The following is a 13929-nucleotide window of genomic DNA, read 5'->3' as shown; positions in this document are numbered from 1 at the left end:
CTCTGACGGGTGCAGATCTCGTTGCCGGATTTCGGACTCGCCATTACGGCAGTCTGGCATCCACAACTCGGTAAACAGAAAGAACGTGACGGCGAATATCGGCCGGAGTTATCCCGTGAAGTCGCTGTAGGAGACGCTGCCCTGGTCGACGATGGTCTGGCTGTCGGGCACCTCGCCGTCCGGGGGCATGCTGCCTTCGGCGGGGCCGCCGGGTTCACCGACGACGATACGACCGACCATCCCGAGCGTCTTGTGCGGCTGGCAGTAGAAATCGTACGTACCTGCGGTCTCGAAGGTGAGTTCGGCAGTTTCACCGATGGTCGTACTGAACTGCTCTGCGCCCTCAGGAATGCGCCCCTCGTAGCTGACGACGTTGTGACTTCCCTCTACGTTCTCGAATGTCACCGTGGTGCCTGCTTCGACGTGCAGTCCAATCGGATCGTAGTAGTAATTCCCGCTGTCAGTGATCATCTCGACCGTCGCGGTCCCTCCGCCACCGTTTCCGGTTCCATCGTCGCTGCTCCCGTCGCCGCTTCCGCCTTCGACGACGATTGCACCCTTCTGTCCGAGTGAGCGATGGGGGATACAGTGATACAGGTACGTTCCGGGTTCGTCGAAGGTCTGGGAGAAGGTGGTCCCGTCGCCGGTCTGGATTCCGCTGTCGAACATGTCCCCGTTGGAATGGGTCACGGAGTGGCCGATGTCGCCCGACCACGTCCACGTGACTTCCGTTCCGGCGTCGATCCGGATCGCTGGCGGGTCGAAGACGTACGATTGCTCTGTGCCCTCAACCTCTCCGTTTGTCACGTCGACGGCGCCCTGCCCGGTGAGATCTTCGAGAGAGCCGCCGTAGTTGCCGGTGTCAGAGAGGTGCTCGTTGATCGCTTCCATGTCGGCACCGGTCCCGCCATCGCCGTTGCCGTTGCCGCCGCCCATCTCTCCGACGACGATTGCACCCTTCTGTCCGAGCGAGCGGTGCGGGATGCAGTGATACAGATACAGCCCTTCCTCCTCGAAGGTCTGGGAGAAGGTGGTCCCGTCGCCGGTCTGGATTCCGCTGTCGAACATGTCCCCGTTGGAATGGGTCACGGAGTGGCCGATGTCGCCCGACCACGTCCACGTAATCTCCGTCCCCGGATCGACCTGAATCGCTGGCGGGTCGAAGACGTAGGCTTGCTCTGTGCCTTCGACCTCCCCGTTTGTCAGGTCGACAGCGTCCTGTCCGGTGAAGTCCTGAACAGTACCGTCGTAGTTGCCGGTGTCCGAGAGGTGGTCGTCGATCTGGGCCTGCATACCTGGCTGGGGCGTACTGCCATCGCCGGTGCCGTCACCGGTGCCATCGCCGGTGCCGTCATCGTCGCCATCCTCAGGCGGATCGGAACGGCCCGGAACGCCGCGGCTGTCGGCGATACAGCCTGCCAGCCCGATTGTCAGTGCCGCGCCGCCAGCTTTCAGAACCTTCCGCCGCTCGAAGTCGGTCATTGGTTGTCTGTTCGGAGGTTACAAGCACGCGTGATTGAAAGCTTCGGTTCGCGTCTGGGCCGGTTCTCCGTGGCGCTCATACTGCTGACTGTACTATTTTGACAGCATTCGCCACCCCGGGGTGGCAAATATCTCTACGAACGGACAGCCAGCAGTATCACTCGTCGAGGGTCTCCGCGTGGGTGTCAGCGTCGTCGGGGTCGTTGACCGGACTCGATGGATGATAGTCGGTGTCGTACTCGCCCGGCCGGTCGTCTAGCCGGTCGGGATTGATGCGGCCGCCGAGTAGCATGAAATCCAGAATCGTCAGTCGGAGCATCGCCTCCACAACTGGGACGGCCCGTGGCATCAACACGGGGTCGTGACGGCCGACGACCTGAATCTCCTTTCGCTCTTCAGTCTCCCAGTCTGCGGTCTTCTGCGCTTTCGGAATGCTCGTCGGGGGATGCCACGTCGCCTCGCCGTAGATCGGTTCGCCGGTCGTGATCCCACCCTGGAGACCGCCGTGGTCGTTGCCGACCGGAACGGGGTCGCCCTCCTCGCTGACTGTCTCGGGATGGTCGCCCTCGTCGAACTCCCAGTCCTCGTTTCGCTCGATACCCCGCATGGTTCGGGTCTCTCGTCCCTTCCCGAACTGGAAGGCACTCGTTGCCGGAATCGAGAAGAAGGCCTTCCCCAGTCGGGCGGCAAACGAATCGAACCGCGGTGCGCCGAGTCCGCGGGGCACGCCGCGACACTCGAAGTAGACCGACCCGCCGATGGAGTCCCCCTCCTGCTGGTATTCGTCTATCGCCTCACGCATGCGCTCTGCCGTCTCGGGATGAGCACACCGAACCTCGTTTTCCTCGGTGTGTTCGAGCATCTCCTCGAAGCTCACCTCGGGCGCTCTGATGTCGCCCACCTGATTGACGTGGGCTTTCACCTGCACGTCGTACTCGCTCTGGTCGAGCACCTGCTTTGCGACCGCACCCGCGGCGACCCAGTTGACCGTCTCGCGGGCCGACGACCGGCCGCCGCCGCCCCAGTTGCGCGTGCCGAACTTCGCCGAGTAGGTGTAATCGCCGTGTGAGGGGCGGGGCGCAGTGACGAACGGTTCGTACTTGCCCGAGCGCGCGTCCTTGTTCTGGATGACCATTCCGATTGGCGTCCCCGTCGTGTATCCGTCCTGCATGCCAGACTTGATCGACACCTCGTCGGGTTCGCCCCGAGAGGTAGTGATCATCGACTGCCCCGGCTTCCGTCTGTCGAGTTCCGCCTGAATTTCTGCCTCGTCGAGTTCGACGCCCGCCGGACAGCCCGACACCGTACAGCCCATCGCCTCGCCGTGAGATTCCCCGAACGTCGTCACCTGAAAGAGTCTGCCGTACCGGTTCCCGTTCATTACGCGACAGTGGTGCGTGCTGGCATAAAGATGTTGAGAAAGTTCGCGGTCGCCAGCCCCTCACTTCCAGTCGCTTTCCTCCGTCCGGTCCGTGTCCCGGAGGATGAACGGCCCGATAGCGAGCGTTCGCTTCGCGACGGTGACGATGCGGAGAATGTAGGCGGTCAACAGACAGAACGGGACGAGCGTGATCGTCACCCCTGCCGCGACGACCCAGACGAGACCGTCGACGCCGAGGTACGTCCCCGAAAACGAACTCGGCGAGACGTACAACTGGAGGAAAAAGGCGGCTGAAAGTGCCGGAAACGCTGCATAGAGCATCACCCGCGAGAGGTTGATCAGCTCCCACTGAAAGTACAGCGTCTTGAAGTGCTCGCGCGCGGGACCAAAGAATTTCAGTCCGTTGATGAGTTCATCGATCGCCTCCCTGGCTTCGTCGGTGAGTTCCTCGTCGTGGACGTGGCGGAGCCGGTTTGCCTCGTATATCTTCCACGAGTAGTTGAAATCGAGCGCCGAATAGAGCACGTCGAACTTGCCGAACGTAGTGTTTTCCAACCCCTCACCGACGGCCGCTGCCTGGTCTGTGAGACTCGTGACGAACTCCGCCACCTCCTCGCGGGTCGCTTCGTCTTCACAGTCGTCTGCGGCCGTCTGAAGCGCCTGCGCACGTGTCTCGACCCCGTCGAGTAGCGCCGCAAGGAACGAGGACGGGTCCGGCGGCGTCGGCGCTGTATCCAGCCAGGATTCGACGTCGTCGCGGAAGTCGATTGCTCCGCCCATCCGGTCGCGCTGGTCGCCCAGTGGCCCGAGTTCCTGTGAGAGCACTAACTGCGTGAACGTGACCACGAGCGTGACACCGGTGATAACCGCACCGATGAGCGGGGAGAAGACCCACCACAGCGCCGTCTGCTCGCGGACGACCTGCCGCATCGGGGCGATGTCAAGCGCACTCGCCAGCACGAGTACCAGAAACATCGAGAGTGCGAACACGGCCGCGACAAATCTCCGATTCGCGTTCAACAGAAGCCACGTTCGCACTCGACCCCCGCCGATCCGCCCACCCAGTGTGTCACTCGGCGTGTCCTCCGCACCGCCCTCTGCCGCAGTGTCGCCGCCGTCGGTGCGCACATCTCGATCCGGCATCGACTGCTCAGGCGGACCGGTCATTAGTATCGACGACGGGGCTCTGTCATAAATCTCTAGTGGGGTTCGACAATTGTGGACGCTGTCGCTACCTCGATTCGACCAGCACGGTCAGCCACATGAGCAGTGCGAACCCGACGAGCACGTACAGCGACAGTGCGACGCCGACCAGCGCGAGTGCGCTGGCGACGCCGACGCTGATCACGGCCGTTAGTTTCGTCGCCTCGGCGTAGGGGCGTGAACGAGCGAGCACTGCCCGCACTGTCTGCCCGCCATCCATCGGCACCACTGGGAGCATGTTGACCACTGCCAGCCCGGAATTCATCACGATCAGGTAGCCGAGCACGAACAGGACCGAATCGGCAAGAGCAGTCCCGCCCGGTGCGAGAGCGAGAAACGCAACCGTCGCAGCGAGTCCGGAGCACAGACTCGCGGCTGGCCCGGCAAGCGAAATTACAGCCTCCTGTCGCCACGTCGCTGGCGCGGTCTGAATCCGTGCTGCGCCACCGAACAGCCAGAATGTGACCGATTCCACGGGGAGTCCGTACCGTCTGGCGGCCAGACAGTGCCCGAGTTCGTGTCCGAGCACGGAGGCGAGCAACAGCACCGCTGTCACAACTCCGAGCAGCCAGGGAAACATCCCTACCCCGAGCCGTTCGGAATCCAGATCCGTCCCGGCGGAGAGGTTGAGGATTTCGGCCCAGTCGCCAGCGAGAACAGCGACCATCGCCGCAATCGCGGCGGAGACGACGACGACTGATACGTCCATCCGAAGTGGGATGTCTGCGACTCGGCCGACTCGAAACTGACGCATCTATTCGGCCGGTGGATTCGAGTCGTCTTAAGCGCCGTTATCCAGGTACCTCCGCGGGTCGTCGGAGCAGAGCCACAAATCCACACGACTGAAATACGGGGGTCGCCTATCTCGTTCTGTGTCACAGCAGGTCGGCAGCGTCGATACGCTCTTTGTACACGAGGACGGCCAGGACTTCCGCATCGCCGTCAATCGTGACGGGGAGCGCGCGTTCACCGGGAAACTCGAACTCAAGGAGACCGATGCGGGTCCCCGCCCGGCACGAATGCGCGTCGTCGAGGGGACCAGCGAGACGCCCCGCAGCCCCGACGAGTTCGTCGAACTGGCTCGTCGAGCGACGCGCATCCGCATCTCCGAGCAGACCTCGAAGGCCGGACGCGATCGACTCCGGGAGATGCTCGACGGCTACCAACTCGACGCGAAAGTCGTCAGAACCTGTCGATACTGCGCCGACGAGGGGCGGTACTCGCCGATAACTGCAGAGACTGCGATAGCAACCGAACAGGAGGACATCTGCCCGGACTGCGCTCGCGAGGAACTCGACCGGCAGTTGGCCTATCACGGCGACATCTCGGGTACGGCGCAGGACCGACTCGAAGACCTGCTCTTCGAGGTGAAGGATCTCGAACGCGTCGTGAACCTGCTTTCGGGCGAACTCGACCCCGAGTTGACCAAGTTCGACGAGATCAGCCCGACGGTCGAGGACGTGGACCCGGTTCGCGTCGACTCGCTCTCGCTCCATCCCGGGATCCAGTCCCGGGTCGAAGAGCGCTTCGACACGCTGTTGCCCGTTCAGAGCCTCGCCGTCGAGAACGGCGCAGTCGACGGCCAGGACCAGTTGGTCGTCAGCGCGACGGCGACGGGAAAGACACTGATCGGCGAGATGGCTGGGCTGGACCGCGCGCTCAACGGCGAGGGGAAACTGCTCTTTCTCGTGCCGCTGGTCGCGCTCGCGAATCAGAAGTACGGCGAGTTCCAGGACCGCTACGGCGACATCGTCGACGTCACACTCCGGGTCGGAGCGAGCCGAATCAACGACGACGGCAACCGCTTCGACCCGGACGCGGACGTCATCGTCGGCACCTACGAGGGCGTCGATCACGCGCTCCGCACCGGACGCGATATCGGTGACGTCGGAACGGTTGTCATCGACGAGGTGCACAATCTCGGCGAGGGCGAGCGTGGCCACCGACTCGATGGCCTCATCAGCCGTCTCAAGCACTACTGCGAGCGCGAGTCCGCAGGCGACACGCAGTGGATCTATCTCTCTGCGACGGTCGGCAACGCCGAGGCACTCGCTGGCGCGCTCGAAGCAACCCTCATCGAGTTCGAGGAGCGCCCCGTTCCGATCGAACGGCACGTCACCTTCCTCGACAGCAGGGAGAAAGTCGATGTCGAGAACAGACTCGTCAGGCGCGCCTTCGACACGAAATCGAGCAAGGGCTACCGCGGGCAGACGATCATCTTCACCAACTCCCGGCGGCGCTGTCACGAGATTGCGCGCCAACTCGATTACTCGGCCGCGCCCTACCACGCTGGCCTCGACAACGGGCGACGGAATCGTGTCGAAAAGCAGTTCGCCGACCAGGATCTGGCCGCAGTCGTCACGACTGCCGCACTCGCCGCTGGCGTCGACTTCCCCGCCTCGCAGGTCATCTTCGACTCGCTCGCAATGGGTATCGAGTGGCTCTCAGTACAGGAGTTTCACCAGATGCTTGGCCGCGCCGGACGACCGGACTACCACGACACCGGGACGGTGTATTTGCTCGTCGAACCCGACGGCGTCTATCACAACAGCCAGGAGATGACCGAAGACGAGGTGGCCTTCAAACTGCTCAAAGGCGAGATGGAACCAGTCCAGACGCGCTACGACGAGGCCGCGGCCGTCGAGGAGACGCTCGCGAACGTCACCGTCGGAGGAACCGCCGCGAAACGACTCAACGAGCGGATGGTCGGGGAGGTACCGACCAAACACGCACTGGGGAAACTCCTCGAATACGAGTTTATCGACGGGCTTGCGCCGACGCCGCTCGGTCGGGCGGTGACGACGCACTTCCTCTCGCCCGGCGACGCCTTCGCGCTGCTCGACAGCATCCGTCAGGGCGAGAACGCCTACGACCTCGTCGCCCGGATGGAACTGCGCGACGACGAACTCTGACACGATAGCTGTCGCAATCTGCACAGCAGTGTACTGGTGTGATCATCACGCAGCGGCACTCACACGCGTGTTTTCTCGGAAACGAATCCCCGAGGTATTAGTAGTGACGTGCCGACAGCAACGAATATAATGGCAGCGCAATCGACTGAACTGGACGACCGTGCTGTCGTCTCCGTCCGGAACGCTAGCCGGACGTACTTTCTCGGTGAACCAGTTCACGCCCTCAAAGACCTCTCCCTCTCGCTTCCAGATGGATCGTTCACCGCCGTCATGGGACCGAGCGGTTCCGGCAAGAGCACGCTGATGAACCTGCTCGGCTGTCTCGATACGCCCGACGAGGGCACAATCGAGATAGACGGCCAGTCCGTGGCTGAGCTATCTGACGCCAAGCGCGCACGGCTCCGGGGAACCAAGATCGGCTTCGTCTTCCAGCAGTTCAACCTGATGCCCCGGCTGACGGCTGCCGAGAACGTCACACTTCCCATGGTGTTCAACGACGTCATCGACACGAACCGTCGGGAGCGCGCCCGCGACCTGCTCGGACGAGTTGGACTAGGTGACCGACTCGACCACACGCCGCCGGAACTGTCGGGTGGACAGCGCCAGCGCGTCGCAATCGCCAGAGCGCTCGCCAACGAGCCGACGCTCATTCTCGCCGACGAACCGACCGGGAACCTCGATACCGAGACTGGCGAGCAGATCATGTCGCTGTTCGAGGAACTCAACGACGAGGGGCGAACCATCCTGATGGTCACCCACGAGCGTCACATCGCGGAGCACGCTGACCGGATCGTCCACCTGCTCGACGGTGAACTGGAGCGGATCGAGTCCCTGGAGGGCGACGGATGAAGTTCACAGAGAGCGTCCGCATTAGCTGGCGAGCGATCACCGGCCACAAGCTTCGGTCGACGCTGACGACACTCGGCGTCATCATCGGTATCGGCGCAGTGATCGCCTTCATGGTGATGGGCGGGGCCTTCGAGCAGGACATCCTCGGTGACATCGACGCCGACGAGGACACGTCGATGACTGTCCGAACACAGGTTCAGCCAGAGGGCGGATTCGGCGTTCAGTTCTCCCAAGCGCCGATATATACCCAGAGCGATATCGACGCCGTCTCGTCTATCGACGGCGTTTCCTACGTCTCGCCGGTCGCGGATATCTCTGCGGTGCAGTTACAGGTTGGCGATCGCCAGATCGCTGGCGGTGGCGGGTTCGGTGGGGGATTCGGCATCACTGCGACGACACCCGACCGGTTCGGGCAAAGCAACTGGGAGATAGTCGAGGGTGAACCCTTCGAGTCAGGAACTGATCAGGCAGTCGTGAACGAACTCATCATCGAGGCGCTGGACGGCGCGCTCGGAGTCGGTGACGAATTTACTGTCCGATTCGAGGACGGCACGACGACGACGTTCACGATCTCCGGGGTTGTCGAACGAACCACTGGTGGCTTCAGCATCCCCTCGGTGTACGTCCCCATCGACCCCCACTACGACACGACGATCCAGATGGCAGATGGAACCGAAAAGACAGCGTTCTCCGAGTTCACGCTCGGCGTCGAGGACCCCGACGATATCGAGACCGTGCAACAGCGCGTCCAGGAGTACTTCTCCGAAGACTCGGACGCTCAGCAACTCACGGACGACGACCAGACGATCGTCGTTCAGACCGTCGAGGACACGATCGACCAGATCACGAGCATCATCGACCAGTTCGCGCTCTTTTTGGGTGGTATCGCCGCCATTTCACTGCTCGTCGGCTCTATCGGCATCGCGAACATCATGATCGTCAGCGTCACCGAGCGCACCCGAGAGATCGGCATCATGAAAGCAATCGGCGCGCGCAGACGCGACATCATGCAACTGTTCCTCGTCGAATCGCTCGTCCTCGGGATCATCGGGGCCATCGGCGGCGTGTTGCTCGGTCTGGGGATGGGCTTTATCGCAGTCTCGGTTATCGGCTGGCCGATGGTGTACCCGCTCGACTGGATTCTCATCGCCGTCGCTGTCGGTCTCGCCGTCGGGGTTCTCTCGGGCGTGTACCCGGCCTGGCGGGCCGCGAGGATCGACCCGATCGAAGCGTTGCGACGTGAATAGCTGACGCGACTGTCGAATCGTCGGGGCAGTCCCGAACTTTTAGGCGACTCGACCGAGACGAACGATATGGAGTTGCTCACGGAACTCGACGAGATATCGGATCGTGGCTATCTCTTTACCGTCCGAGAACCCGATGGAGGGAAGGAGGAAGTACTCTTGCTCGATATCGACGGCGAGGCTGTCGCCTGGAAGAACTTCTGTCAGCACGAGACCGACCAGCGACTCGCCCGTGAGAACGGCGCGGCGATACGCGACGGACAGATCATCTGCCCGAGACACGGGTCGATGTTCGACAGTCGAACGGGCTACTGCGACAACGGGAAAGCCAAAGGCTCGACGCTCGTCGAAGTGGACGTGACGACCCGGCACGGCCAGGTGTATCTGACTGACGACGCAGAGTTTCTTCACGAGGGACCGATCGACGACGATGACGACATGCCCGGATCCACGTCGCATCTGCAGTTTTAACCGCTGGGCTTCGACACCACTTGGCGAAGGCTCACACGATGAAATCCAACACGAAAGACACTTAATCGATCGTAATTAGATGTAATTATACGATGACAGACAACCCAGAGTTTCCCGACTACCTGAACGTATCGTACGAGGACGGAGCGGGCGAGGACCCCGAGGACTATCCGACGCTCGACGACAAACTGGAGAAGGCAATCGAGGTCACCCGAAAGGGTCTCGAAGAGTACCGGAATCCAGTCGTGATGTGGACGGGCGGGAAGGACTCGACGCTGACGCTGTACGTGATCAAGGAAGTCGCCGAGCAGTTCGATCTAGAAGTTCCGCCAGCGGTGTTCATCGACCACTTCCAGCACTTCGACGACATCCACGACTTCGTCGACCGGTGGGCCGACGAGTGGGACCTGGACGTCATCTACGCGCAGAACGACGACGTAGGCGCGTACGCCGAGGAACACGACCTCGAACCAGGTGACGATATCCCCGTGTCGGCGCTCGACGAGCACAACCAGCACCACATCAGGGAGATTCTCGAATACGAGGAGGACACCTTCCCGTTCCTGCTCGACACCTACGTCGGGAACCACCTGCTGAAGACGGTCGCACTCAACGACACGCTCGAAGAGTACAACGTCGATGGCGTCATCTCGGGTGTGCGCTGGGACGAACAGGAGGCCCGCGCGGACGAGACGTTCTTTTCGCCGCGTCACGACCCCGACATCTACCCGCCACACGACCGCATTCAGCCAATTCTGCAGTTCGACGAGGCCGCCGTCTGGGAGGCGTTCTGGCAGGTCGTCGTCCCCGAAACTGTCGAGGGCTTCCCCGAAGAGGGCTACATCCCCGCGAGCGGCGACGACCTCCCCAACGGACTCACGCAGGACGATATCCCGGTGTCACCGAAGTACTTCGCCGGATTCCGGTCGCTCGGTAGCGAGGTCAGCACCGAGAAAAGCGACGAGGAGCCAGCGTGGTTGCAGGATCTCGAATCGACGACCGAGCGCGCAGGCCGTGCCCAAGACAAGGAAGACCTGATGGAACGCCTGCGTGACCTCGGCTACATGTAAGTCAGGCTAAGAAGGTGAGACAATCGGTAGAGAGAGCGACACACCGCTGACGGCCGCGAGAACACGGTCGTTGCAGGTTCTTTTACTCTTTGACTGCCTTGCAAACTGGGCAGGTCGAACCGTTTACCGTCGTGTTGAACGTGTTATCGCAGCTATCGCATGTTTTCAGTGAACGTCGTCCCGACTGCTCCATGTCAGCGAGTCACGCGGCCACAACATATATGTTTCCGTTTCGTGATCACGCAGGGCGGCTGACAACACTGCGCTAGGGAATGTGGTCGTCGAGTCGCGTCTCGTGGACCAGAAACTCCATCGCGTTGACGACGTAGTGGGCAACGACGACGAGCAGTAGACTCGCGGAGAGGACGTATCCCGCTGCGAGCACGAACCCGAGCGCGCCGGTGACGACGACGCCGACTCGGCCCTGTGCGCCGTGGCCGAGCGCGAAGGCAAGCGAGGAGACGATGGCGAACAGCCACGCCGAGATGCCCGTCCCAGCGGCCGCGACGCCGACGAGTGCGCCACGGAAGAGCAGTTCCTCGGAGATAGCGACGAGCGGCAACACGACTCCGAGGAGGCCGATCCAGCCCAGAACAGAATCGGGCGCTAACAGTTCCCGGACGGATTCGTCGTAGGCGGCCCCGACGGCGTCTGCGAGTCGCGTCGACAGTTCGTTTCCGACCCACAGCACTAGTCCGAACACGACGCCGAGACCGAGCGGCTGTGCTGTTTCTGTCGATAGTCGCTCTGTCCAGATATCCGTCGAGAGTCCGAGCGCATCGCTGGGAATCGAAAAGTACCACGCGGCAACGGCGAGAATGACGACGACGGCCCCCTGCGTGACCACGACGTTTGCAAACATCACGCCAGTCGTCAGTTCGACCTGCTCGGTCGCAGGGGGTGTCTCGGCTATCTCCTCCGGAGAATCAGCCACTGTGTCACCGGTCTGACGGTCAATTGGCTCGCGTGCTGCTGTGCCGTTCTCGAACTGGTCGAGTGTGTTCGCCGAGACGTGCGAGAAGAAAACGACGAGGGCCGTCAGCACCGCCGCAACAGCGAGAAACGCGCCCCAGGCGGGCACGGTTACTGTGGGTTCGGGCTACCGGCGCTCTGGCCGACTTCGCGTTCGAGTGCCTTCCCGGTGATAGAGCGGAGGCGGTCGACGAGCGTGTCCTTCTCGGGTTCACCGGCGAGTGCGACTTCGAGCACTTCCGAGATGTGGGTGACGGGGATAATCTCGATCTGGTCCTCGTACTCGTCTTCGATCATCACGTCCTGCTCGTTGGCCTGCGGGATGATGACCGTATCCAGCCCGGACTTGGCGGCGGCCTCGATCTTGTGGGTGACGCCGCCGACCGGCAGCACGTCGCCACGAACCGACAGCGAGCCGGTCATCGCGATGTTTTGCTGCACGGGGATGTCTTCGAGCGCGCTGATCACGGCCGTCGCGACGGTGATCGACGCCGAGTCGCCGTCGACGCCGCCGCCAGCGCCCGCCTGCACGAACTGGATGTGGATGTCCTTCTGGGAGATGTCCTCGTCGGAGAACTTCTTGATGATCGCCGAGACGTTCTCGACTGCCTCCTCGGCCATCTCCTTGAGTTGTCCCGTCGCGATGACCTGACCGGGACCCTGCGAGGGCGCGACCTCTGCCATCACGGGCAGGACGATACCGGAGTCCTCGCCCATCACGGCGAGCCCGTTGACGCGGCCCACGACGCCGCCCTCGGAGACGGTGAGTTCGTAGTCCTTGCGTCGCTTGATGTACTCGTCTGCGAGCTGCTGTTCGATCGAGCGCGAGCGGCTCTTTGCCTGCAGCACGTCTTCGCGCTCGGTGAACTCCTTGTCCGCCGCGCGAGCGATGTCGCCAGCGACGCGGACGAGTCCACCCAGGTCACGGAGCTTGAGCGTCAGGTGTTCCTTGCGTCCCGCCCGGCGCTGGGCCTCGAGGATGACCTCCTCGATTGCCTCGCGAGTGAAGTGTGGCAGGCGACCGTCCTTCTCGACTTCCTGCGCGACAAAGCGGGCGTACTTGCGGCGCATCTCCGGGGTGTCCTCGATGGTGTCGTCCATGTACACCTCGTACCCGTAGCCCTTGATTCGCGAGCGAAGGGCGGGGTGCATGTTCTCCATCGCGTCGAGGTTCCCCGACGCGACCATGATGAAGTCACACGGGACGGGTTCGGTCTGGACCATCGCACCCGAGGAGCGCTCGCTCTGTCCGGTGATCGAGAACTCCCCTTCCTGAATGGCCGTCATCAGCTTCTGCTGTGAGCGGATGTCGAGGGTGTTGATCTCGTCGATGTAGAGAACGCCCTTGTTGGCCTTGTGGATCGCACCGGCCTCGACGCGGTCGTGGCTCGGCGTCTCCATGCCGCCGGACTGGAACGGGTCGTGTCGGACGTCGCCCAGCAGCGCACCGGCGTGTGCGCCGGTCGCGTCCTCGAAGGGCGCGGTCTGCTGGTCTTTCGTGTCGACCAGCAGGTTCGGCACCATCGCGTCGTTGCCACGCGATGCGTACCGGAAGACGAGATAGACGATACCCGCAGCGAGAATACCGAGCAGCGGCGCTCGGGAGATGATGAGTGCGTACCCGAGCACGAGCGCGATGATGATCCACATCACGAACGTCTTCATCTGGTTGCGCTTGCGTGCTTCTTCCTTGTGTGCCTCGACTATCTGTTCGCCCTTGCCGGTGGGGACGGTCCGCACTTTCGGCTCGTTGCCGTCGTCGGGGTTGTGATAGACGAGCACGTCCTGCAGTTCCTCCTTCGGGAGGAGTTGACTCATCGCCTTCGCCAGCATGGACTTGCCGGTCCCCGGCGAGCCGATCATCATCACGTGGCGGCGCTGTTTGGCCGCCTTCAGGACGATATCTCGTGCGTGGTCCTGCCCGATCACCTGGTCGACTAGCCGGTCAGGCACCTCGATATCGTCGGAGGAGTCGACCTGCAGGCCGCCGAGCAGGTCGTCTTCAGCGATGTCCTCGTCGACGGGCATGTCCTCGTCGACTTCGCTTCCGAGCGCCTCGTCGATTGGATTCGAGTCGGACGGTCCCTCCTCGGGCGATTCCTCTGACTCGTCGTCGCCGGGCGGTCGCTCCCCCGGCAGTTGCCCAGCAGGCCCATCGACGCCGGATTCATCTGATGAATCCGACTCCGCAGAGGAGACATCCTCGGCGGATCCGGCGTCGTCGGATGGCCGCTCTGGGGGACTGGCGTCGTCCCCCTGGGCCTCTTCGCGCTCTGTGTCGTTGCTCATACGGACGTAGTTACCAGTTCAAACCAAGGCCTGTCGATTGATATACTTTCTCCCAG

General features: G+C 62.5%; 11 protein-coding genes. 5 read left to right on the top strand and 6 right to left on the bottom strand.

From position 1 onward, the window contains the following. Positions 1-108 precede the first annotated feature (108 nt). The 4 genes from ACMGFL_RS09880 to ACMGFL_RS09865 form a co-directional block, all read right to left on the bottom strand. Positions 109-1482: a halocyanin domain-containing protein gene (locus ACMGFL_RS09880; protein ID WP_436935374.1), complete on the bottom strand. Its 1374-nt coding sequence runs from the start codon at positions 1480-1482 to the stop codon at positions 109-111. A gap of 157 nt (positions 1483-1639) precedes the next feature. Beyond that, positions 1640-2863 carry a chorismate synthase gene (gene aroC / locus ACMGFL_RS09875; protein WP_436935373.1) on the bottom strand — a complete coding sequence of 408 codons (1224 nt, stop codon included), beginning with the start codon at positions 2861-2863 and terminating at the stop codon, positions 1640-1642. Positions 2864-2923: 60 nt separating this feature from the next. After that, the gene (locus ACMGFL_RS09870; RefSeq protein ID WP_436935372.1) at positions 2924-4030 is read right to left on the bottom strand and encodes a DUF7972 family membrane protein; all 1107 of its coding nucleotides are present in this window, start codon (positions 4028-4030) and stop codon (positions 2924-2926) included. Positions 4031-4094: 64 nt separating this feature from the next. After that, on the bottom strand, positions 4095-4820 hold the full coding sequence (locus tag ACMGFL_RS09865) for a site-2 protease family protein (protein WP_436935371.1): 726 nt from the start codon (positions 4818-4820) through the stop codon (positions 4095-4097). A 118-nt stretch (positions 4821-4938) separates the two neighbouring features. Between ACMGFL_RS09865 and ACMGFL_RS09860 the strand changes: the two genes are divergently transcribed. The 5 genes from ACMGFL_RS09860 to ACMGFL_RS09840 all read left to right on the top strand — a co-directional run bounded on the left by ACMGFL_RS09860 (position 4939) and on the right by ACMGFL_RS09840 (position 10612). Continuing rightward, the gene (locus tag ACMGFL_RS09860; RefSeq protein WP_436935370.1) at positions 4939-6978 is read left to right on the top strand and encodes a DEAD/DEAH box helicase; all 2040 of its coding nucleotides are present in this window, start codon (positions 4939-4941) and stop codon (positions 6976-6978) included. Positions 6979-7107: 129 nt separating this feature from the next. After that, positions 7108-7827, top strand: a complete 720-nt coding sequence (locus ACMGFL_RS09855) for an ABC transporter ATP-binding protein (protein ID WP_436935369.1) — start codon at positions 7108-7110, stop codon at positions 7825-7827. Then, positions 7824-9074: an ABC transporter permease gene (locus ACMGFL_RS09850; protein ID WP_436935368.1), complete on the top strand. Its 1251-nt coding sequence runs from the start codon at positions 7824-7826 to the stop codon at positions 9072-9074. The genes ACMGFL_RS09855 and ACMGFL_RS09850 overlap by 4 nt, the downstream gene beginning before the upstream one ends. 66 nt (positions 9075-9140) lie before the next feature. Further along, positions 9141-9542 carry a Rieske (2Fe-2S) protein gene (locus ACMGFL_RS09845; RefSeq protein ID WP_436935367.1) on the top strand — a complete coding sequence of 134 codons (402 nt, stop codon included), beginning with the start codon at positions 9141-9143 and terminating at the stop codon, positions 9540-9542. A 92-nt stretch (positions 9543-9634) separates the two neighbouring features. Further along, complete coding sequence (locus tag ACMGFL_RS09840; RefSeq protein WP_436935366.1) at positions 9635-10612, top strand: phosphoadenosine phosphosulfate reductase family protein; 978 nt, start codon at positions 9635-9637, stop codon at positions 10610-10612. 265 nt (positions 10613-10877) lie between these two features. Here ACMGFL_RS09840 and ACMGFL_RS09835 read toward each other — a convergent pair whose 3' ends face one another. Then, complete coding sequence (locus tag ACMGFL_RS09835) at positions 10878-11693, bottom strand: CPBP family intramembrane glutamic endopeptidase (RefSeq protein WP_436935365.1); 816 nt, start codon at positions 11691-11693, stop codon at positions 10878-10880. A 2-nt stretch (positions 11694-11695) separates the two neighbouring features. Then, complete coding sequence (gene lonB / locus ACMGFL_RS09830) at positions 11696-13873, bottom strand: ATP-dependent protease LonB (RefSeq protein WP_436935364.1); 2178 nt, start codon at positions 13871-13873, stop codon at positions 11696-11698. Positions 13874-13929 lie beyond the last annotated feature (56 nt).

It is taken from the genome of Halovenus marina, assembly GCF_051414115.1.
GTDB classification, from domain to species: Archaea; Halobacteriota; Halobacteria; order Halobacteriales; family Haloarculaceae; genus Halovenus; species Halovenus marina.
Note: the sequence above shows the minus strand (reverse complement) of the source record. Positions and strands in the feature narration are given on the sequence as shown.